General features: G+C 40.7%; 23 protein-coding genes, 4 tRNA genes, 1 pseudogene and 1 riboswitch. Of the genes and pseudogenes, 6 read left to right on the forward strand and 22 right to left on the reverse strand.

The window, feature by feature from the left end:
- Positions 1–16: 16 nt before the first annotated feature.
- The gene (locus tag HLH14_RS05950) at positions 17–496 is read left to right on the forward strand and encodes a tRNA (cytidine(34)-2'-O)-methyltransferase (protein WP_067723983.1); all 480 of its coding nucleotides are present in this window, start codon (positions 17–19) and stop codon (positions 494–496) included.
- Positions 497–736: 240 nt separating this feature from the next.
- On the opposite strand, the gene HLH14_RS05955 is transcribed toward HLH14_RS05950, so the two are convergent.
- From HLH14_RS05955 to rpoD, 6 genes are all read right to left on the reverse strand, one after another.
- Positions 737–2,134, reverse strand: coding sequence for an APC family permease (locus tag HLH14_RS05955; protein ID WP_067723984.1), 1,398 nt, complete (start codon positions 2,132–2,134; stop codon positions 737–739).
- Positions 2,135–2,399: 265 nt separating this feature from the next.
- Positions 2,400–3,584, reverse strand: coding sequence for an iron-containing alcohol dehydrogenase (locus HLH14_RS05960; RefSeq protein WP_067723985.1), 1,185 nt, complete (start codon positions 3,582–3,584; stop codon positions 2,400–2,402).
- 1 nt (position 3,585) lies between these two features.
- A complete protein-coding gene (locus HLH14_RS05965; protein ID WP_067723986.1) occupies positions 3,586–4,119 on the reverse strand; it encodes a hypothetical protein in 534 nt (177 codons plus the stop codon).
- 77 nt (positions 4,120–4,196) lie between these two features.
- Positions 4,197–4,856, reverse strand: a complete 660-nt coding sequence (lipB, locus tag HLH14_RS05970; RefSeq protein ID WP_067723987.1) for a lipoyl(octanoyl) transferase LipB — start codon at positions 4,854–4,856, stop codon at positions 4,197–4,199.
- Positions 4,857–5,022: 166 nt separating this feature from the next.
- Positions 5,023–5,310 (reverse strand): YbeD family protein, encoded by a 288-nt coding sequence (locus HLH14_RS05975; RefSeq protein WP_067724198.1) that lies wholly within the window; start codon positions 5,308–5,310, stop codon positions 5,023–5,025.
- A gap of 116 nt (positions 5,311–5,426) precedes the next feature.
- On the reverse strand, positions 5,427–7,310 hold the full coding sequence (rpoD, locus tag HLH14_RS05980; protein ID WP_067723988.1) for an RNA polymerase sigma factor RpoD: 1,884 nt from the start codon (positions 7,308–7,310) through the stop codon (positions 5,427–5,429).
- A 373-nt stretch (positions 7,311–7,683) separates the two neighbouring features.
- On the opposite strand from rpoD, the gene HLH14_RS05985 reads away from it, so the two are divergent.
- Together HLH14_RS05985 and HLH14_RS05990 are read left to right on the forward strand one after the other, a co-directional pair.
- Complete coding sequence (locus tag HLH14_RS05985; protein ID WP_067723989.1) at positions 7,684–7,893, forward strand: PA3496 family putative envelope integrity protein; 210 nt, start codon at positions 7,684–7,686, stop codon at positions 7,891–7,893.
- A gap of 69 nt (positions 7,894–7,962) precedes the next feature.
- Positions 7,963–8,487 (forward strand): YecA/YgfB family protein, encoded by a 525-nt coding sequence (locus HLH14_RS05990; protein WP_067723990.1) that lies wholly within the window; start codon positions 7,963–7,965, stop codon positions 8,485–8,487.
- Positions 8,488–8,573: 86 nt separating this feature from the next.
- Here HLH14_RS05990 and HLH14_RS05995 read toward each other — a convergent pair whose 3' ends face one another.
- The 4 genes from HLH14_RS05995 to trhO all read right to left on the reverse strand — a co-directional run bounded on the left by HLH14_RS05995 (position 8,574) and on the right by trhO (position 11,156).
- The gene (locus HLH14_RS05995; RefSeq protein WP_067723991.1) at positions 8,574–8,987 is read right to left on the reverse strand and encodes an ABZJ_00895 family protein; all 414 of its coding nucleotides are present in this window, start codon (positions 8,985–8,987) and stop codon (positions 8,574–8,576) included.
- 29 nt (positions 8,988–9,016) lie between these two features.
- Positions 9,017–9,634 carry a DedA family protein gene (locus tag HLH14_RS06000; RefSeq protein ID WP_067723992.1) on the reverse strand — a complete coding sequence of 206 codons (618 nt, stop codon included), beginning with the start codon at positions 9,632–9,634 and terminating at the stop codon, positions 9,017–9,019.
- Between the two features lie 85 nt (positions 9,635–9,719).
- Positions 9,720–10,004 carry a hypothetical protein gene (locus HLH14_RS06005; RefSeq protein WP_067723993.1) on the reverse strand — a complete coding sequence of 95 codons (285 nt, stop codon included), beginning with the start codon at positions 10,002–10,004 and terminating at the stop codon, positions 9,720–9,722.
- A gap of 219 nt (positions 10,005–10,223) precedes the next feature.
- Positions 10,224–11,156, reverse strand: a complete 933-nt coding sequence (trhO, locus tag HLH14_RS06010) for an oxygen-dependent tRNA uridine(34) hydroxylase TrhO (RefSeq protein WP_067723994.1) — start codon at positions 11,154–11,156, stop codon at positions 10,224–10,226.
- A 204-nt stretch (positions 11,157–11,360) separates the two neighbouring features.
- Here trhO and HLH14_RS06015 point away from each other — a divergent pair, with 204 nt between their 5' ends.
- Together HLH14_RS06015 and HLH14_RS06020 are read left to right on the forward strand one after the other, a co-directional pair.
- Positions 11,361–11,846, forward strand: coding sequence for a DUF1289 domain-containing protein (locus HLH14_RS06015; protein ID WP_067723995.1), 486 nt, complete (start codon positions 11,361–11,363; stop codon positions 11,844–11,846).
- A 59-nt stretch (positions 11,847–11,905) separates the two neighbouring features.
- Positions 11,906–12,516, forward strand: a pseudogene (locus HLH14_RS06020) (LysE family translocator).
- Between the two features lie 54 nt (positions 12,517–12,570).
- Here HLH14_RS06020 and ribB read toward each other — a convergent pair.
- The 12 genes from ribB to HLH14_RS06080 all read right to left on the reverse strand — a co-directional run bounded on the left by ribB (position 12,571) and on the right by HLH14_RS06080 (position 19,765).
- A complete protein-coding gene (gene ribB / locus HLH14_RS06025; protein ID WP_067723996.1) occupies positions 12,571–13,230 on the reverse strand; it encodes a 3,4-dihydroxy-2-butanone-4-phosphate synthase in 660 nt (219 codons plus the stop codon).
- A gap of 94 nt (positions 13,231–13,324) precedes the next feature.
- A riboswitch (FMN riboswitch) is annotated at positions 13,325–13,488 on the reverse strand.
- A 148-nt stretch (positions 13,489–13,636) separates the two neighbouring features.
- A complete protein-coding gene (panD, locus tag HLH14_RS06030; RefSeq protein WP_067723997.1) occupies positions 13,637–14,017 on the reverse strand; it encodes an aspartate 1-decarboxylase in 381 nt (126 codons plus the stop codon).
- A gap of 145 nt (positions 14,018–14,162) precedes the next feature.
- Positions 14,163–14,744 (reverse strand): aminoacyl-tRNA hydrolase, encoded by a 582-nt coding sequence (gene pth / locus HLH14_RS06035; RefSeq protein ID WP_067723998.1) that lies wholly within the window; start codon positions 14,742–14,744, stop codon positions 14,163–14,165.
- Between the two features lie 18 nt (positions 14,745–14,762).
- Positions 14,763–15,059 carry a 50S ribosomal protein L25 gene (gene rplY / locus HLH14_RS06040; RefSeq protein ID WP_067723999.1) on the reverse strand — a complete coding sequence of 99 codons (297 nt, stop codon included), beginning with the start codon at positions 15,057–15,059 and terminating at the stop codon, positions 14,763–14,765.
- Between the two features lie 99 nt (positions 15,060–15,158).
- Positions 15,159–16,112, reverse strand: coding sequence for a ribose-phosphate pyrophosphokinase (locus HLH14_RS06045; protein ID WP_067724000.1), 954 nt, complete (start codon positions 16,110–16,112; stop codon positions 15,159–15,161).
- A 36-nt stretch (positions 16,113–16,148) separates the two neighbouring features.
- Positions 16,149–16,223, reverse strand: a tRNA-Gln gene (locus HLH14_RS06050).
- Between the two features lie 91 nt (positions 16,224–16,314).
- Positions 16,315–16,389, reverse strand: a tRNA-Gln gene (locus HLH14_RS06055).
- Between the two features lie 42 nt (positions 16,390–16,431).
- Positions 16,432–16,506: transfer RNA gene (locus tag HLH14_RS06060), tRNA-Gln, on the reverse strand.
- A gap of 27 nt (positions 16,507–16,533) precedes the next feature.
- Positions 16,534–16,608 (reverse strand) — tRNA-Gln (locus HLH14_RS06065).
- 1 nt (position 16,609) lies between these two features.
- Positions 16,610–17,440: a 4-(cytidine 5'-diphospho)-2-C-methyl-D-erythritol kinase gene (ispE, locus tag HLH14_RS06070; RefSeq protein WP_171532778.1), complete on the reverse strand. Its 831-nt coding sequence runs from the start codon at positions 17,438–17,440 to the stop codon at positions 16,610–16,612.
- A 22-nt stretch (positions 17,441–17,462) separates the two neighbouring features.
- Positions 17,463–18,044: a lipoprotein insertase outer membrane protein LolB gene (lolB, locus tag HLH14_RS06075; protein WP_067724199.1), complete on the reverse strand. Its 582-nt coding sequence runs from the start codon at positions 18,042–18,044 to the stop codon at positions 17,463–17,465.
- 8 nt (positions 18,045–18,052) lie between these two features.
- A complete protein-coding gene (locus HLH14_RS06080) occupies positions 18,053–19,765 on the reverse strand; it encodes a tetratricopeptide repeat protein (protein ID WP_081406221.1) in 1,713 nt (570 codons plus the stop codon).
- A 78-nt stretch (positions 19,766–19,843) separates the two neighbouring features.
- On the opposite strand from HLH14_RS06080, the gene hemA reads away from it, so the two are divergent.
- Positions 19,844–21,127 (forward strand): glutamyl-tRNA reductase, encoded by a 1,284-nt coding sequence (hemA, locus tag HLH14_RS06085; RefSeq protein ID WP_067724003.1) that lies wholly within the window; start codon positions 19,844–19,846, stop codon positions 21,125–21,127.
- Positions 21,128–21,149 lie beyond the last annotated feature (22 nt).

Consider the following 21,149-nt stretch of genomic DNA (forward strand, 5'->3'; position numbering starts at 1 on the left):
AAAGTAGAGAACTCCCGTGATTCATGTCGTATTGTACGAGCCAGAAATTCCTGCAAATACCGGGAATATTATTCGTTTATGTGCCAATACCGGTGCGCAACTTCATTTGGTAAAACCGCTTGGTTTTGAGCTGGATGATAAAAAGCTCAGACGTGCAGGTTTGGATTATCATGAATGGGCACATATGAAAGTTTGGGAAAGCTTTGAAGAATGTCTGGCACATTTAAAAGAGCAGGGCATTGGAAATGATGCGATTTATCCCTTAACCACCAAAGGTGTTGAAACACCGCATACCTCAAATTTAAACCGTCCGGTAGCATTATTGATGGGACCAGAAACTCGTGGCTTGCCTGAAAATGTTCGCATGATGTTTCCTAAAGAACACTGGATTCGCTTGCCGATGGCAGAAAACTCACGTAGTTTAAACTTGTCCAATGCGACTGCTGTAATCTTGTATGAAGCATGGCGTCAGCAAGGTTTTAAAATTTTGGTGTAAAATCTATTGCTCATGAAAGCTGCTTAAGAGCAGCTTTTATGCCTAAAATTTAAAAAATACGGCAATAATAAGATGTTCTAGAGTAGAAAGTAGCTTCAATTTCTTTCATAAATCATTCTGTGTATTCAAAGAATAATGAAAAAAATCAGCCTCAATAGACTTTAATTGCTCGATTAAATCAATCATTAAACCAATAAAAAAGACGCATAAAGCGTCTTTTTTATCGAGTGAATTAACGCATTAATAAGAATCATCAAACTCGTTATGTTGTGGAGCAGGCTGTTTAAAACCTTTGGTTTTATAACCAAGATATAAAATACCGAACATTGCCCACCATAAGCCATATTTCAATGATGTTTCTTCAATTTCAAGCCAGAGTGCAAACACACTAATGAAACCGAGTAATGGCACAATCACAAAGTTTAAAATATCTTTGAAATTTTTAGTGCGTCCATCACGTAATGCATAACGTGAAATTACTGACAGATTTACAAAGGTGAATGCAGTTAAGGCACCGAAACTGATGAGTGAAATCACTGTATCAAGATTCATAAAGCCAGCAGTTAAAGCCACAGCACCAACAATTAAAATATTGTATGAAGGTGTTAGGCTTCTAGGACTGATATGACCAAAGATTTTCTTGTTAATAACACCATCACGACCCATGGCAAACATCAAGCGTGATACGCCAGCATGTGCTGAAATACCTGATGCCAACACCGTCACAATCGCAAAAGCAAGAACATAGGATTGGAATAGTGAACCACCAACAAGCATCAAGATATCTGGCTGAGTCGCTGCAATATCCTCAAAATATGTTTTCGGATCGTTCGGGAAGTAAATTTGCATGAAGTAGGTGCTGATAATAAAGATCACACCGGCAATCAAAGCAGTTAAGAAAATTGCTTTAGGCAATGTCTTTTCAGTATCTTTGGTTTCTTCAGCAAGCGAACTTAGCGAGTCAAAACCAGTGAATGAGAAGCACAGTAAAGTTGCACCGGTAATCAGTGCACCGACTGAAGTCAGCTCGTTCCAAAACGGTTCAAGGCTCCAAAGCTGATAGCGCTGTTCTGCAGGGATTGGACCATCTGCATTAAAGCCAGCTTGTAGCTTGGTGTAAACCAAATAGGTAAATACAGCAATTACAACCAACTGTACTAACACAATCATACTGTTGAAGTTCGCAACAAAGCGCGCACCACGTAAGTTAACACCGGTCATGAATGCCGTGAGTACAATTACCCAAACCCAGTGGTTTACATCCGGGAACAGGGCTTCAAGGTAAATCCCCGCAAGAATGATGTTGACCATTGGAGACAGTAAATAGTCTAGCCAAGATGACCAACCCACCATAAAGCCGACATTGGGATGAATCGATTTTTGAGCATAGGTATACGCCGAACCCGAAGAAGGGTAGCGACGAATCATATGACCATAACTCAGGGATGTTAATAAAATTGCAACGAGTGCAAATATGTAGGATGTCGGTACGTGAAAATGACTTTCTTCCGATACTAGGCCGAAAGTGTCAAATAACGTCATGGGCTGTATATAAGCTAAACCGATAATAATGATGTGCCAGAGTCCCAGCGTTTTTTGCAGTTTAGCTGCCGATGGAGTCCCAGAGATATTTGTCAACGGCGTTATCCTCTTAATCGTTGATCAAGGATCAGTCATGTTTATAAGGATCGTTTGAGACGAACGATCCCCCCTATACGAATAAAACAAAAGTGCGCCAATCTACTCTAGTTTGGTGTCTTTTGCCAGTATCTTTATGAATTATTAATGCAGAAAATATGCCATTTGATATAAAAGCTTAACTTTATCTTTCCACAAAGCAAAAGCCCGATGCTTAAAAAAACACCAGGCCAATTTTTTGCTATATTCGCTTATTTTTCAATATTTACCAAGCTTTTTTTAAGATCGCTTTTAAATCGCTTAAGGTGGCCTCTTTAGGGTTGTAAATAATAGAACCATCATTTAAAGCTTTTTCTGCCACTTCATCTAACTGTGCTTCAGATACCTTACCTGTTTCACGTAAAGTACGTGGTAACTTGGTTAGGGTATTTAAGCGATCTCGCATGGTCAAAATGGTTGCAATCGCTTTATCTGCACGTAAGTGGGCAGGCGTTTGAGCGTAAATATCGGGACCCGCTAAAGGAAGCAATAATTCTGCAATCTTGTCGCCATTCACTTCTTTATTGTATTCGAGCACATAAGGCAGGAATAAGTTCATGCATAAGCCATGCGGCAGATGCGCAACTGCACCTAAGGCATGTCCTAATGAATGCACTAGGCCCACCATTGAGTTAGAGAAGGCGATACCTGCCATAGTGGAGGCTTGAGCCAATTCTAGACGACCAAACTCATCAGTTGGGTTATCCAGTACATTGAACAAACTGTTGCTGACTTTTTTGATTGCAGCAGTGGCATAGGCATCACTAATTGGATTTGCAGCCATACAGGTGTAGGCTTCAACCGCATGAGTCAATGCATCCATTGCAGTCATTGCAGTTAAGTGTGGTGGCAAGGTTTGCGTCATGCGCGGGTCAAGAATCGCTGCATGTGGCATCAGGTAATAAGATGCAAATGGCATTTTGACATTTTTTTCAAGGTCAGAAACCACAGCAACCATCGTCACTTCTGAACCAGTGCCCGAAGTTGTTGGAATAACGAAAAATGGTTTTAACGGTTTTGGAAGATTATGCGCACCTGAATATTTCAGTAAGTCATCACCACCTTCAGTCACCAAGATATTGGTCGCTTTGGAAGTATCAATCACCGAGCCGCCACCAACCGCAATAATCGCATCACAATTATTATCACGATAAGCTTTTGCTGCATTTCGAACAGTTTGTACGCTTGAATCGGGTGGGACATCGTCAAAAATATAACCAATCACGGCATCAGTCGATTCAAATGCAGCTTCGATCGGAGTCAGTAAATTATTTGCGCGTACGCCTTTGTCGGTAATAATCAGAGGGCGTTTTGCACCCAAAGTCGCAAGTTCAAATGGAATGTGTTCTAACGCGGCATGACCTGCGATGACTTTTACTGGACAGAAAAATTCGTAATAAGGCTTAGCCATGTTATGCACTCCGTTTAAAATAGGATTGAGCTAGTTTCAAATAAATATTTGCAGCTCCAGTGAGTTTTTGTTTTAGGCTCAATTCAGTTGGATATTGTTTTACAGCAAGCTCCGCCAGGAGTTTAGGTAAAATCAGCGATTCCATTTTATTTAAGCAACGGACCAGACGAATGGCGAAAGAAATATCGCCATCGGCAATCATGCGGTCATGAGCAAAGGCTTGTGCAGTACTTTCCTGAAAAGAAAACACTAAAAAAGCATGGGTTAAGTGCTTAAAAGTAATGGTTAAATCAGGCTTGATATCTACAGATTGGAGTAATTTTAATTGATGGTCTTCCGTGACTTTCGCAATAAAAGCCGGGCCATTGGGAAATACTTTCATCGATAGAACAAAACCGACAGGGAAGTTGGAGACTTCCTGTTTTACTTCATCATCGACTTGACTCGCCATTACCAGACCTCTGCCAATCACATCCATCATGAGTTTGACATAGGTTAGTTGTAAAGCGGGCTTTACGGATTTGGTTGAAATCACTCGCGCATCCCTTATCTAAAAAATATTTTATTAGTTTAGAGTAAATACTCTAATTTATTTTTATGTCAAAAGCAAAGTTATTGTTGCATGACTTGGACTTGATTAAAGTAACCGCTGTTGTTAAAAGTTTCAATGATATCTGCACATAAATCATTAAAGTGCGGATAGTTTGGAACCAAGTCCATGACACGAACCATTTCCATTCCTGCATAACCACATGGGTTAATGGTATGGAAGCCAGATAGGTCGCAATCAATATTTAGAGCCAATCCGTGATAGCTGCGTCCCTTCCGAATTTTAAAGCCTAAAGATCCAATTTTGCGTTCTGCAACATATACTCCGGGTGCATCCGGTTTGGCATAGCCTTCAATCCCGTATTTCTTCAGCAGTTCAATCATTAAGTTTTCGGCATAAGACACTAAAGTGCGGACATTCCAACCTAAACGGTTTAGGTCAAACATGAAGTAGGCAACCAGTTGACCTGGACCATGCCAAGTCACTTGACCGCCGCGATCGGTTTGTACCACAGGAATGTTACTGGGCATCAGAATATGTTCAGGCTTTCCTGCTTGACCTTGAGTTAAAACCTCATGATGTTGCAAAATCCACAGTTCATCTGGGGTGTTTTCATCACGGTTTTCAGTCAGGCTTTTCATGTCCTGAAAACGATCGAGATAGGGCGTGAGCTGGTTAAATTGACGAATAATAAGCGTTGGTTTTAGAACAGCATCAGTCACGTAAAGTGCGTCCTTTAAAAAGTTTAAATATTGTGAATGATTATAATGAAATCAAGGTGGGATAGGGGACGATCCCCACGTGATTTGCCATTTTTATTGGAAGGGACTCAACAGTTTTTTGTAGATATAAAAAAACACGCTTCTTGGCGTGTTTTTTTAATTTTTCTTAAAGTGCTGTTTTAATCAATGGACATGCGGCTAAATCGGCATACAGCGCATGAACTTGTTCAAGCTCCAAGAAAAGCAGTTGTGCAGTTAAAGAGTGATATTTACCTGTGCGAGAAGCTTGAATCTTAATACTCGTGCTATCAAAGTCAGGGAAGTGTTTCACTAAAATTTCTACAACAGCGACATGTAAGTCATCACTTGCTTCACCAATCAGTTTGATTGGATAATCCATAGGGAAAACCCAAAGATCTTCTCGAAGTTCGCGAGATGGCGTACGGTCTAACATGGTCATAGTAGTCCCCTTATATCAAACGCCTGCATGAATGCAGGCGTTGTATGTCTTAAGAATACTAGATGGGGATGCTCGATTGGTTTTCAAGCCCCCATCGGTATCATCAAGAATTAGTCATTTTCTAGGAATGAACGCAAGTGTTCAGAACGAGAAGGATGGCGTAATTTACGTAATGCTTTGGCTTCAATCTGACGAATACGCTCACGTGTTACATCAAATTGCTTACCTACTTCTTCCAAAGTATGGTCGGTTGGCATATCAATACCAAAACGCATTTTCAAGACTTTCGCTTCACGTTCAGTCAAGTTTTCAAGCACTTCACGAGTCGCTTCTTTTAAGCCTTCTGAAGTTGCAGCATCAATTGGAGAAGTGATGTTGCCATCTTCAATGAAGTCACCAAGATGCGAATCTTCATCATCACCAATCGGCGTTTCCATAGAAATTGGCTCTTTGGCAATTTTGAGTACTTTACGCACTTTAACTTCGTCCATTTCCAGACGTTCGCCCAATTCTTCAGGAGTCGGTTCACGACCCATTTCTTGAAGAAGCTGACGCGATACACGGTTGATCTTGTTAATAGTTTCGATCATGTGTACTGGAATACGAATGGTACGCGCTTGGTCGGCAATCGAACGGGTAATCGCCTGACGAATCCACCAAGTTGCATAGGTCGAGAATTTATAACCACGACGGTATTCAAACTTGTCTACGGCTTTCATCAAACCGATGTTACCTTCTTGAATCAAGTCAAGGAATTGCAAGCCGCGGTTGGTATATTTCTTCGCAATCGAAATAACCAGACGCAAGTTTGCTTCAACCATTTCTTTTTTCGCGCGGCGTGCTTTGGCTTCACCAATCGACATGCGTTTAGAAATGTCTTTAATGCCTTTAACATCAAGACCAAGTTCTTTTTCGATGTCTGCAATCTTTTGTTGGAATGCAAGCACATCTGGACGTACTTTTTCTAAATAAACTTTTTGCTCAGCAGGTGCTTTTGCAATTTGTTCATCTAACCAGGCTGGATTTGATTCTTGACCCGGGAACGAAGTACGGAAATGGTTACGATCCATACGACCGCGACGTACTGCATAACGCATCACTTCACGTTCAGAAGTACGAATTTGTTCATGCGTACCACGGATCATTTCTGAAATGATGTCGAATAAACGCGGAGTAAACTTGAACATCATGAATACAGTTGCAAGTGCTTGCTGCGCTTCTTCAGCCTGTTTGCTATCGCGACCATGCTTTTCAATGGCAATTTTGGTTAGTTTCCACGCATTTTCCAATTCGGTGAAACGAACACGGGCAATTTCTGGATCTGGACCTGACTCAGCTTCAGAATCATCATCAGTTTCAGCTTCTTCTTCTTCGTCATCATCCAGTTTTACATCTTTCGTTTTAGTCGCAGCTGCAGCTTCTTCAACAACAATTTCAGCTTCTTCTAAAACTTCTGGAATTTCTTCATCAGATTCTGGGTCTAAATAACCAGATAAAATATCAGCAAGACGACGTTCACCTTCGGCAACATCGTTATATTCTTTTAATACAACTTCAACTGCATTTGGCCAGTACGCAATAGAGTGAAGAACGTCACGAATACCTTCTTCAATGCGTTTAGCAATGCTAATTTCGCCTTCACGCGTTAAAAGTTCAACCGTTCCCATTTCACGCATGTACATACGTACTGGATCAGTGGTACGACCAGGTTCGCTTTCAACTGAAGCAAGAACAGCTGCCGCTTCTTCTTCAGCGACTTCATCGGTTGCTTCCGCATTATTACCGTCGAACATGGTGTCATCAGATTCAGGCGCACGTTCATGCACTGGAATGCCGACGTCTTGAAGCATTTGAATAATGTCTTCAATCTGTTCGCTTTCCGTAATCGAGTCTGGGAGATGATCGTTAACTTCAGCGTAAGTTAAGTAACCTTGCTCTTTGCCTCGGCTAATCAGAGCCGCTACTTGCGAAGTAGGGGAAGTTATATCGCTCATCTTTGCTTACTCTTCATTGAATCTGTGGCAGTGAAAAACCGTGCATGATAGCACAATTCGCTTAAAATAGTTTTGAATTGATTGCTCAAGTATCATTTGGAAAGATGACTTTGATTTAACAATTGTTTTCAATATTGGGCTGAATTTTTTTTTTTCAAGTCCATTGAATGGATTGCATTCGAAATATAATCGCTTTTCTGTATGCGTCATGATGGAAATTATACATCCTCATAAATATACAATTTCAGGGTCAAAAAACAAGAGTAAATTGAGTTCGTTATATAAAAAAATCAAAAAAAACTTGACAAGAATTCCTAACAAAGATAAATAGCGCCTAGACCCATTCACTTTTTTTCACCATGAGGTAGTTTTAGTGTCTTCTACAGATTTTGAACTAGACGATAGCTTCAGTGATGATGATGTTAGCTTTGATGAAGCCTCAAGCAAAATTAGTGCTAAAGAGTCTTTGGAAAAACGTCGTCTCATTGATGACCTTCTCGCACAACGTCGTTTGGAGCGTGAACTGAAAGATTTTGATTATGATCTGGATGATGACGACGACTTTGACGATGAAGAAGACTAAATTGTGATTTAGCATAGCCGGCTAAAATGCTATGCTATCCGCAGTTATTTTACTGAACTTGGATTTTAAATGAGTGCTTTAGATTTAGACTTATTGAGCGAATATCTAGACGGCGACCAAAATGAACATGGTCTAGATTTTGCGGCAACTCATGGTTTTTTATGTGCAACTGCTGTTGGACCAACTTTTGATAAATGGCTCGATGAACTTTTCGATAACAATCAAAAGAAAGTTCCTGCTGAAATGATTGCACAAGTAAAAGCATGGTTAGAAGCAATTCGTCAAAACTTAGCCAATGAAGAAGGAATCGAATTTCCTTTTGAAATTGAAGAAGCTGATGTTGAATCAAGTTTAGGCGACTGGAGTGTTGGTTTCGTCGATGCAATGTTCTTAAACGAAGATGCCTGGTTCACACCTGAACATGAAGAACAGTTGGTAGATTTAACTTTACCAATGATGGTCTTTAGTGGTGTGGATGACGAAGACCCACAAATGGAATCTTTCCGTCGCAATGGTCAGCTTATGGACGAAATTGCTGAGGAAATTCCAGAAAACTTAAATGAAATTTATTTGATGTATCACACACCAAACTAATTCAGATAAGTTGTAAAAAAGCACCTTTAAAGGTGCTTTTTTTATGCGCGGATTTTCATTATTGGTAGGGCACTTCAGTGAAAGACTTATTTTTGCTTACTGAGGGAATATCGGGCATAGCCATTATAGGCGATATGAAAGATCAGCCCATGTAGCGCAATAGCGCCAGCCATCAGGAATGAATAGCTGGCTCTCCCGGCATGACCTAAAGTTATCAGAATTTCCTCAGCACGTGGATGCATAAAAATGAGGGCAAACATCATGATAAAGCCAATGATCATTGCGACTATTGTTGATCCCCAAATCAGTTTGCTTTTTTCTTTGTCATTCGGTAAGCGCTGTTCTTTTGTGACAAAATGTCTGGCGCTCAGAAAAGCAGAAGCAATCAGGCCAGGCAGCAGGGTGATGGCTCCGAGCTTTAGACCATAAATCAATATACTGACCAGCACGATCAAGGCAATACTATAAACGACTGCAAAATATTTAAGATAATGCGACATCGTCTTAGTCTCCTGATGAGAACTTGTAATCAGGATGGACGATTTTTACCTTGATGTCTACGGTATAGAATCCAGATAATAATGGCGATGACAACGATAATAATAAAATGGCTGACTTGGTTAAAAATATTCTGCATCAAGGCTTGGTTTTCGCCAAAATAAAAACCCACACAAGCTAAGAATGTCGTCCAGATAATCGTACCTAGACTACTGAAGAACATGAATTTCCAAAAGGGCATGTGGCTCATGCCTGCAGGGATGCTAATCAATGAACGCACCGCAGGAATCATGCGGCCAAAGAAGACAATCCGGTGACCATACTGCTCAAACCAGTCCAAAGATTTTTTGACATCGTTAGATTTGATAAAAAGATATTTGCCGTAACGATCTACAAAACGAAAAATACTGTCGTGATTAAACTTATAGCCAATCCAGTACAGTATAGCGGCAGCAATCAGAGAGCCTATACAACCCGCGATAATCACGCCAACTAAAAGTAGCTCCCCTTGTGATGCAGAATAGCCAGCGGATGGCATAATGATTTCAGAGGGGATGGGAGGAAAAATATTGTCGAGGAACATGAGAAGGGCAATACCAAGGTAGCCCAATTGTTCCATAATGGAAATAATCCATTCAGTCAGATTCATAAGTTTATAAAAATAATAATGATATCTGAACTATCCTAAAGTTTATTTATTATAGGGTAAAGTAAAGCCAAGTAATTAAATTGGCTTATTCTTGGCTATGTACCAGTGTGTGAATGTAGACTTTTCTTAAGCTATACGACAGTGCAAAAGGAATCACGCTGAGCACTGCATATTCAAACAGATTGGGTTTTAAGTGATAGGCAATAAATATAGATAAAATAGTGCCAATGACAGCCCCTAAGATCACAATAAAAAGATGTGATTGTTTATCTAAAAGCATTTTTATTTCTTCTATTTTTTGATGGTTTTTTTCACGAATAAGGTGAACACGTTTCGCATAATTAACTGAACGGCTAATTGATCTTGGCATAATTTAACTCCTTTTTCACGTTATAAATTAACTTTTTCACGTTAAAAATTAATGGGTTATGGTTTTATTCTAATTTTAACTACCAGATTATCAAATTATTTGAGACTTAGCATGCATTAATGGTGAAACTTGGTGATCTTTTCTTATCTATTGTTTATTTTGGGTAAATAAAAAGCCCTCAAATGAGGGCTTTTTATATATAACTTTACAAATCAGAGATTACAGACGTTTGCGTTTAGCCGCTGCAATTTGAGACTGACGCATACGGAAACCGGCTTTTTGTTGCTCTGTGGTTTTTTCGATGCAGTATTTGCACGATACACCATGTTCGTAACTTGGAAGTTCAGCTTCTTCAGGAAGTAAAGGCCATCCACATGCATGACACTTAATGTTCTGACCTTCTTCTACCCCATGGGTAACCGCAGTACGACCATCAAATACGAAACATTCGCCTTCCCACATACTTTCTTCAACAGGTGTTTCTTCCAGGTATTTTAAAATACCGCCTTTCAGGTGATAGACCTCATCAAAGCCTTCTTGAAGCAATAACGAAGTTGATTTTTCACAGCGAATACCACCGGTACAGAACATCGCAATTTTCTTGTCTTTATGTTGTGCAAGGTTTTGTTTTACATATTCTGGGAATTCACGGAAAGTTTCTGTTTTAGGGTCAAGAGCACCTTTGAATGTGCCTGCCTTATATTCGTAGTCATTACGCGTATCCACCAGAATCACGTCATCACGTGCAATCAGTTCGTTCCACTCTTTAGGATCTAGGTAGTGACCGACTAAGTCGCGTGGTTTAACTTCCACACCTAAAGTCACAATCTCTTTTTTGAGCTTGATTTTCATTTTACGGAAAGGTTTTTCATCGCTATGAGATTCTTTATACTCCATAGCATTAAAGCCTTCATTCAAAAGAAAGGCGTGAATTTGATCAACCGCTTGACGGTCCCCAGCCACAGTACCGTTAATACCTTCACTGGCTACAATTAGAGTTCCACACAAGTTAATGCTGTTGACCAAGTCTAAAAGACGTTGTTGAAGATCGGCAGGATCTTGAACTTCTTTAAATTGATATAGTGCTGCAACAACCCAACTTGTGGTCGCTTGCTGTTCTACAGGTGCAAGCTGTTCTACAGTAGCGTTCATGGAATACTCCAAATGTATTATGATAGGACAAAATTCAAGGCGCGTATTTTAACGTGAATTGTATGAATAAGCGAGAAAACCATAACTAAAATATGGTTATTAAGCGAAAGATGCCGATATAGGCTGTTATTGATCAAATCGATCTTTAGTTAAAAGCGTTTGTTAGATGATTTTATTGATTTTTAAATTGTGTAGGAGTGTGTTTTGAGTACTGACCGTCGAATTGCTTCTTTGACCCCATGTGCAGGGCGTTGTTCTACGGTATTTGGTGATTCAGTATGCCGTGGTTGCCGTCGCTTTAACCATGAAGTGATTCAGTGGAATACATACACGCCTGAACAGCACACTGCGGTGTGGAAGCGTCTGGATGCACAACTGGATCAAATTTTGGTACCGATGTTACCGCATGCCGATTTACGTCATGTGGAGGGCTTTGTCTTATCTAAACGGATCCGTTTACGTGATGATGCCTCTAAAGGTCGCAAGCTTTATCACGCACTTAAAATTTGTGAGAAGAATAAAAATTTAGCTGAAGAAAGCGGTTTGGGTATTCAGGGTAAACAGGTGAAACTTCTTTGGCAGGAATTTGAACGTCGGGTGCTGGCTTTGGCTACAGCAAGTTATGATTTTGCTTTTTTACGTGCTGATGGTATTAGCCATAATTTATTACAGATGATGGAAGAAGATTAAACACATCATTTTTATTTGAATTTTCAAAAAATAAAAGTGATTGTTAAAGAGTCTAAAAAATGAATATCACAGAATACCTGTTGTATTGTATGGCTGTCGTTATCATGATTGCGACCTCTGGCCAGTCATGATGCTGGTTGCAAGTGCGGGACTCAAAGGCGGCTATTGCAAAGCCTTGCAAACGATATTTGGAACCAACTTTGCCTCGCTAATTTTAATCACTGTTTCCATTTTGGTTCTGAAAGGTTTTCTGGATATTAATGAGCAGTGGTTTAACAGCATTAAAATTTTAGGTTGTTTGTATATTGCTTATTTGGGCTTTCAAATTTTAAAGGAAGTGTTGTTTTCTAAAGCAGGTGAATTGTCGTCGCAATCAAAATCATTGGATGGTGGTTTTAAACAGGGATTTTTGGTCGGTATTTCTAATCCTAAAGATATTATTTTCTTTGCTGCATTTTTCCCTCAATTTGTATAGATCACCCCTGATTTAGGTATTAGTCTGGGGATTCTAACTTTGAGTTGGATTATTCTAGATTTTGCCACTTTATCATTGGTTTATTTGAGTTTTAATCGGTTATCTCAGTCCAAGATTTACAGTCAATTACTGCGGGCATGTGGGGCAATACTAATTTTAATAGCTGGATATGGTCTGTATTCCAGCTTGTTATAAAAATATCGTAAATAATAAAAAGCCCCTAAAGTCGGGGCTTTTTATTATTTGATCTTAGAGATTATGTGCTAAGCGATACTGCACAATTTCTTCGATGGTAATCACGGTTAAGTGATGGCTTTGTGCATAAGCTAAAACTTGAATACCCGAAGCCATGGTGCCATCAGGATTGGTCAATTCACACAAAACACCTGCGGGTTTTAAGCCAGCTAAACGTGCTAAATCAATCGTCCCTTCAGTATGTCCACGACGGGTGAGTACACCACCATCACGGGCACGTAAAGGGAAGACATGACCTGGACGGTTCAAGTCACTTGCGATCGCACCATCTTTAATGGCTGCTTTCACAGTGGTGGTTCGGTCTTTTGCTGAAACGCCAGTGGTTACACCTTCTGCCGCTTCGATGGTTACGGTAAATGCTGTTTTAAACTGGCTTGAGTTATCAGCCACCATTGGGGGAAGTTCCAAATGATTGGCCAATTCATCGGTTAAGCATAGGCACACAATACCTGAACCATCACGAATCATACGTGCCATGGTTTCAACAGTTAGTGTTTCTGCAGCAACAATGAGATCGGCTTCATTTTCACGATCAAAATCATCCATGACCAAAACCGGTTTGCCTTGGCGGATATCTTCTAATGCTTTTTGGATACGTTGTTCAGCTGGAGGAAGAGCTGAAAAGAAAATTTCGGGTTGAATCAAACTAGACATTGAAACGCTCTCGTAAAATAAAAATACGGTTGAACATTTCAGGACTGATGCAGAAATGGGGTCGCAGCGATATATCAAATATAAATATCCGTTACGTCGTCTTCTTTCATCCGGACTATACCGTCGGCTTTGGTTTCTCACCAAATCTGCGAGTCAATCTTTTAATAAAAATTGACAGGCTCGTGGGCTGATTCAGTCATTGCGCATGTAAGCTGAATTTACCACCGGTGGGGAATTTCGCCCCGCCCTGAAGCGATGTGCAATTATTATATTCCTGTTTTTAAACAATGGCGCAGCTTTCTATAGATCAATCAGTCATATCGATAGTAATTGTGTGAATAATAAAGTGAAAATCAGCAGATAATAAAAAAGCCCGCATATGGCGAGCTTTTAATATCTTTAAATTTTAAGCCACTTGAACAGGAATACAGTTCGCAGTGTGATTTACAGTATTGTTTGGGTTAGCGTAAACAAGACGTGGTTTATGTGCATTCGCTTCAGCTTCAGTGAAATCACCAAATGTTGCGATAATCATCAAATCGCCAACGTCAGCTTGAAGTGCAGCACCACCATTGACTGAAATAATGCCTGAGTTTTCTTCACCACGAATTGCATAAGTGGTAAAACGCTTACCATTAGTCACGTTCCACATATGAATTTCTTCATATTCGCGGATACCGGCTAAATCCAATAGCACGCCGTCAATTGCACAAGAACCTTCATAATGTAATTCTGCTTGTGTAACGACACAACGGTGAATTTTAGCTTTTAATAAACGAGATAGCATGGCTAGCGTCTCCTTAGTGGGCCTAAGATTTTATCTTATGGTTAAATCAAATCACTTCTTACTGGATCAGTAATCCGCAGAAAACGCATTTTGCTCCGAAATAAGCAACATGGCAAGAAGGATTGTTCAACAATTTATGGAATGATCAGTTCGGTTTATAAGCATTGATTTGATTCATGGCTTGCTGTATGTCACCGTTTACCAGCAATTTAATGCGAGATAAAGCGTGCGCAATGGCATCATCCATTAAATCTTGTTCGCTGCTAGGCGCTTTGCTGAGTACATGTCCGGATACACGTTCTTTTGCACCAGGATGACCAATACCAATACGTAAACGATGGAAATTAGAACCTAGATGCGGAACGATATCGCGTAAACCGTTATGACCACCGTGACCACCACCTGTTTTTAGGCGAATTACACCGGGATTCATATCCAGTTCATCATGCGCAATCAGCATCGTTTCTGGGGCAACTTGATAGAATTTTGCGAAGGGCACAACACTTTTGCCAGAGGCATTCATAAAGGTTGTGGGTAAAAGCAGACGAACGTCTTTACCTTCAATATTACCGCGACCGCTGATTCCGTAGAATTTAGGATCGGCTTTGAGGGAAATGCCATATTGTTCTGCAAGGCGTTCCACGAACCAGAAGCCTGCATTATGGCGGGTTTGGGCGTATTCCTTACCAGGATTGCCCAAACCGACAATTAGCGAAAGTTTTGACACTAATTATACCGTTAACACTTATGCGCGTTTAAAGTCAGCGTGCATAGGAGTGTTTTTAGCTGGGTGACGTTGTAAAGCTTGGATTTTAACGCTTTCAACTTTATCGCCCACTTGAATTTCAATCACTTCTTCAAAGAAAGAATTGTCTTCAAGAAATTTAACAAGTTGACGAAGTTCTAAAGTAACAGTTACAGGAGCAGCTTCGCCACCGTAAATGATTGCTGGAACTTTGTTTTCTAGACGAAGGCGGCGGCTCGAACCTTTCCCTTGTACTGATTCGTCACGAGCTACTGCATTTAATACGAAGTTTGCCATGATGACATTTCCTCATTGAGTTTAATTGACTGAACCTTCGACCAGTTCAGTGATAGAAAGCCCCACCAGAGGGCAGGGCTTTTAAAATTTAGCGCTGTATTATAGATAACTATCGAACATTGCGCTAATAGATTCTTCGTTGTTAATACGACGAATTGTCTCAGCAACCATACCAGCTACTGAAACTTGGCGAATCTTACCAAGTTCTAATGCTTCTTGAGAAAGAGGAATAGTATCTGTTACGACAAGTTCGTCGAGTACAGAATTTTTCAAATTCTCAAGGGCTTTACCAGAAAGTACAGGGTGGGTTGCATAAGCAACAACACGGCGAGCACCAAATTGTTTCAGTGCATCAGCAGCTTTACACAAAGTACCGGCAGTATCCACCATGTCATCCACGATTACGCAGTCACGATCTTTCACATCACCAATCAAATGCATCACTTGTGATTCATTTGCTTTTTGACGACGTTTATCAATGATTGCGAGATCGATATCACCCATTTGCTTAGCTACAGCACGTGCACGAACTACACCGCCAACGTCTGGAGAAACAACCATAAGATTATGGTGTTGCTGTTGACGAAGATCAGCAAGTAACGCAGGAGTACCGTAGATATTGTCTACAGGGATGTCGAAGAAACCTTGAATCTGGTCAGCATGAAGGTCGATCATTACAACGCGGTCAATACCTACAGTTGTCAGCATATCTGCTACAACTTTTGCAGTAATTGGCACACGGCTTGAACGAGGACGACGATCTTGACGAGCATATCCGAAGTAAGGAATGACAGCAGTAATACGACCTGCGCTTGCACGACGTAAAGCATCGGCCATAACGAGGACTTCCATAAGGTTGTCATTCGTTGGGGCACAAGTAGGCTGTACGAGAAATACGTCTTTACCACGAACATTTTCAGTAATTTCGACAGCAATTTCACCGTCAGAAAAATGACCTACAGATGCTGCACCTAAAGGAATGTGCAGGTGGCTTACGACTTTTTGGGCGAATTGTGGATGTGCAGTTCCACTAAAAACGACAAGATTGGGCATGAAGCACCCTTGGCGGTTGGAATGTTTGAAAATAGATGGCAGGGGCGGCTGGATTCGAACCAACGGATGCCGAGATCAAAACCCGGTGCCTTACCACTTGGCGACGCCCCTAATGCGGCAGAACTTTAATATTTTTACTGTTCTATGTCAAGGTAAATTAACAAATGAACATGCAAACTCTGTTCTGTCTTTTTTGAGAAAATGGCAGGGGTAGCTGGATTCGAACCAACGGATGCCGAGATCAAAACCCGGTGCCTTACCACTTGGCGATACCCCTAAATTTGACCACTGTAATGTTTATTTAAACCACTGGTTTAAATGGCAGGGGCGGCTGGATTCGAACCAACGGATGCCGAGATCAAAACCCGGTGCCTTACCACTTGGCGACGCCCCTAATACAGTAATCTACAGATGAAAATGATGGCAGGGGCGGCTGGATTCGAACCAACGGATGCCGAGATCAAAACCCGGTGCCTTACCACTTGGCGACGCCCCTATCATATAACCTTGAAATGACGTAATGGTGATTCATTTAAACTATTGACCAAGTAAGCTTTACAAGGTGAATGAGCTAAAATCTCATCAATATTCATATCAGAAGTTACTTCAGTAAAAACACAAGCACCTGTACCTGTAAGTTTTGCAATACCGAACTGGTCTAAATACTGCATCGCTTCATTCACTTTAGGATATAGACTTCTTGCCAAAGGCTCAAAGTTATTTCCAAAATTAAATGGCGTTAACTGATAGGCGCAAAATTTAGTAGGCTTCGTGTCTCTTGTCAACGTTTTTTGTGAAAAAAGCAGTTGAGTGCTGATAAAACAGTCAGGTTTTAACACAATGTATTGTTTTTGATCTAAGTCTATGAATGTTAAGTGTTCACCAATGCCTTCTGCCCATGCATTACGACCATGTACAAAAATAGGAACATCGGCACCGAGTTTTAGACCTAACTCTGCCAATTGTTCAATATTTAGACCGCACTGCCACAATTGATTCACCACAATCAGGGTGGTGGCAGCATTTGAAGAGCCACCTCCGAGTCCTGCACCCATCGGAATGTTCTTTTCGATGGCAATTTTTAAACCAGTTGGCTTTGTTGCAAAGGGTTTTAAAATTTGTGTGGCTTTGTAGATTAAGTTTTGTTCTAAATCCACACTACTCAAGCCATCAATTGAAATCGTCAAGTTATCCGTTTGGATGAATTTCAACCAATCAGTTAAATCAATCAGTTGGAAAATACTTTGCAATTCATGATAGCCATTGTCACGACGACCTGTGATATGCAAAAAAAGATTGAGCTTGGCAGGAGAGGGAACACGAATCATAGAATTTTGAACTTTTTAAGATTTAGCGATTTTGAATGACCATTGTAATACGGTTTTCCTGACCGGATTCAAGAGTCTGCTTCAAAATCAATTTATTCGGTAATTGCGCTTGAGCGTTATAGCTGAGGTCAACAGTCCAGCCATCTTCCAAAAACTGGATTGGACGATTGCTGTCATCCTTGCTGATTTTTGCTTGTGTGGTTGCAGGCTTGGCTTGAACCCAATCCACCAGATGGGTGATCGGTGCTTGCCAGCCAGTGGCACGTTCCAGTAATTCTTCTGGGGTTTCAGCTTGGATGAGTCCAGTTTTGGCACTGTTTAAGGTGACCTGACCTGGAGTGCCTGAAATTTGCGTTTTACCCACACCTAAAATTCCGCTTAACTCGATGTCAAATTCATCCTGTTGTTGTACCCACGTGAAAAATGCACTGCCAGATTGTCCCAGTGTTTTTACCCCAATTTTACCCTGCAGGTTAAAATTGTTTGCTGCTTCAGGTATTTGGGAAACGCTTGGAGCTTGAGGTTGCGTATATTGTTGGCAACCTGTCAGAACCAGTGTGCTTGTGGCGATCAGGGTTAAGCTGAATTTTGAAAAAATACGCATAAAGATCATTAACTCTTTTTCATCTGTGGCGGTAACAATAACGATTTCAGTTGCTCTAATTGAGGATCATTGGGGTGTTTTTTTTGTAATTGTTGTAACACATGATTAAATTTTGTCAGATCGCCTTGCATGTATAGCGCTTTTGCATAGCGCACACCAATTTTAACACTTTGACTAATCTCATACGCTTTTTCTAAAACCAGCGCGGAGGTCTTAAAGTCGTTTTGTAAAAAGGTGATATAGCCGAGCGTATCCAAAATAGAAGCTTGTTCTGGTGCAAAATCCAAGGCATGTTCAACATACTGTCGGGCTTCATCCAATCGTCTGTTTTGTAACGCCAGTGTATAGGCGTAAGCATTTAGATAAGTTGGGCTGTTTGGCTCAATTTCCAGTAATTTTTTCAATAATTTATCAAGCTTATCTTGGTCTTGATAAGGGTCAAGCAGTAACACTTCTGAATAGATCAGTTCAGGGTCATCCGGTACGTTTTTGATGGCTTCATCTAACAGGCGCATGGCTGCTTTTTTATTGCCCATACGTTTTAGAATATCGGCCTGAGCTTGATATAGGAAACTGGCATGTTGCGGGTAGTTCACCCGTTCTTGGGTTAAAAACCGTAGCGCATCGCTAAGCTGTTTTTGCTCTGAAAAAATATTAATCATGTTTCGGCGTGAAACAGTGTAGAGGCTGCCATCCACCAGGCGGTAATAGGCTTTTGCAGTTTCAAAATGTTGTTTTCTTTCGGCATTCACGGCTAAGTAATAATAGGCTTCATTTTGATATTGATTAGAATATCGAAGCTCAACCAAGAACTTTTCCGCCTTTTCATATTCTTCCAAATCGATACTGGTTAAGCCTGCAATGAACAGGGCTTCTTCCTCATGTGGCCATTTCTTGAGGATATTTTCGAGTTTATCCAAGGCTTCTTTGGATTTATTAATTTTAATCAGATATTTAATTTCAGCCAAGCGAACTTCTAGATTGGATTTATGTTTACGACTAGATTTGTCATACCATTTTAGGGTGGCTTCTTCATCACCTAAAGCACTGAGTAAATTGGCTTTCATTAAGATAAAGCCAGTGACTTTTGGGCGTTTTTTAAGCGCACGATTAACCGTGAGAAGCGCTTGCTCTAACTGTCCATTTTGCGCTTCCAAGCCTGAAATCAGTATTAAGACAGATGGATTGTCTCGTTCTTTACTCTTGCTTAAAGCATCCAGTAGAACTTCTCGATCTTCAGGTTGTTCCGGCGCAATTCCGACCAGGATCTTTTCCAAGTCTGCATTGGGGTCAATATTTAAAATTTTATCGAGTGTTTCGGATGCCAGTTCATACTCATGCGATTTCAGGGCAATATGTGAAAGATAAAATAAAGCCGGAACATCTGTAGGTTCCTGAACTACCCAATGTGTTGCAATATCGAGCGCAGCTTTCAAGTCATTTTGTTCCAGTGCAACATTTAAAGCACGCTGTTTAACCGTGGTTGAGCTGCTTTTAATTGCAAGCACGGTGTAGTTATGCAATGCTGTTGGAACGTCGTGATAGGTCAGTGCAAACTCGGCAATCATGCTTTGTTTTATGGCATTATAGTTTGAATTGACATGATAAATTTCTCCGGATGCTCTAATATGAGCACTCGAAGCCATGCTACCCACAAGTAAGAATGTGGTAGAATATTGCTTAATTGTCGCGCCGCTTATTCGGCTATTTGTTTGACGCAATTTTTCTTGATCCAAGTAATGCTTTTTATGACACCAATATTGCACAATAGCATAAATTTAGCGAAATGATGATCTGATATGTCTTTCTTTGCATTAGGTGTCAACCATCAAACCGCTTCTGTAGAACTACGTGAACAGATTGCTTTTAACCCTGAAAAGTTAACGCAACTGCTTGCCGAGCAAAGCCAAAACCATGACTTGAATGATATGGTCGTGGTTTCTACATGTAATCGAACAGAAGTTTATGCGATGTCTGAAGATGCAGACATGGTAATGAATTGGCTCGCCCAGGCAAATGGCCTAGATGCTAAACAATTGTTAAATCATGTATATCGCTATGAAAATGCGCAGGCTGTAACACATTTGATGCGGGTTGCCAGTGGTCTTGATTCCTTAATGCTGGGTGAGCCGCAAATTTTAGGACAAGTGAAGTCTGCACTTTCTCTGGCTAAAGATGCCCATACCGTTTCTCCAAATTTAAACCGAATTTTTGAATATGCTTTTTACGCAGCCAAGCGTGTTCGCTCGGAAACTGCGGTCGGTAGTCATGCGGTTTCCATGGGTTATGCCGTTGCTCAGTTAGCGCTTCAAGTTTTTAGTAAGCCTGAAAAACTGACCGTGATGGTGGTTGCAGCTGGTGAAATGAATAGCTTGGTGGCGAAACATTTGGCTGAGATGGGCGTGGGAAAAGTGCTGATTTGTAATCGAACGCGTACTCGTGCTGAAACACTGGCGCAGGAAATTGCCCATCGTGTTGATGTGGAAATTATCGATTTTTCCGAGTTGGCGGCAAACTTATATCGTGCAGATGTGATTTCAAGTTGTACCGGAAGTCTGCATCAAGTCATCGCTTACAAGGACGTTAAAACCGCATTAAAAAAACGTCGCTATCAACAAATGCTGTTGGTGGACTTGGCAGTTCCACGTGATATTGATCCCAAAGTAGAATCATTAGATGGCGTGTATTTATATGGCGTTGATGATTTGCAAAGTGTAATTGATGACAATCTTGCACAACGTCGCCAAGCGGCTGTTGAAGCCGAAGTGATGGTCAATCAGTTAGCCACAGAATTGCTGACCCAGCAAAAAATCAATAAAGCGGGCAGTACCATTCATGCTTATCGTGAACAAGGCGAAGTTCTAAGACAGGAAGAGTTAGCTCTAGCGATGTCTCGAATTACAGCCGGTGAAAATGCCGAGCAGGTTCTACAGGAATTTTCGCATCGCTTAACCCAAAAATTACTCCACCCAACCTCTATTCTATTACGTCAAGCGGCGAAAGCTGAAGATCCAAGTTGTTTTGAATGGATGCGTGATGATTTGGAAGATATCTTTGCAAAGCGTCGTAAAACTAAAAAATAATTTATTAATTTTTTAGTTTTAG

Source organism: Acinetobacter terrae (assembly GCF_013004375.1).
In the GTDB taxonomy this organism is placed as follows: domain Bacteria; phylum Pseudomonadota; class Gammaproteobacteria; order Pseudomonadales; family Moraxellaceae; genus Acinetobacter; species Acinetobacter terrae.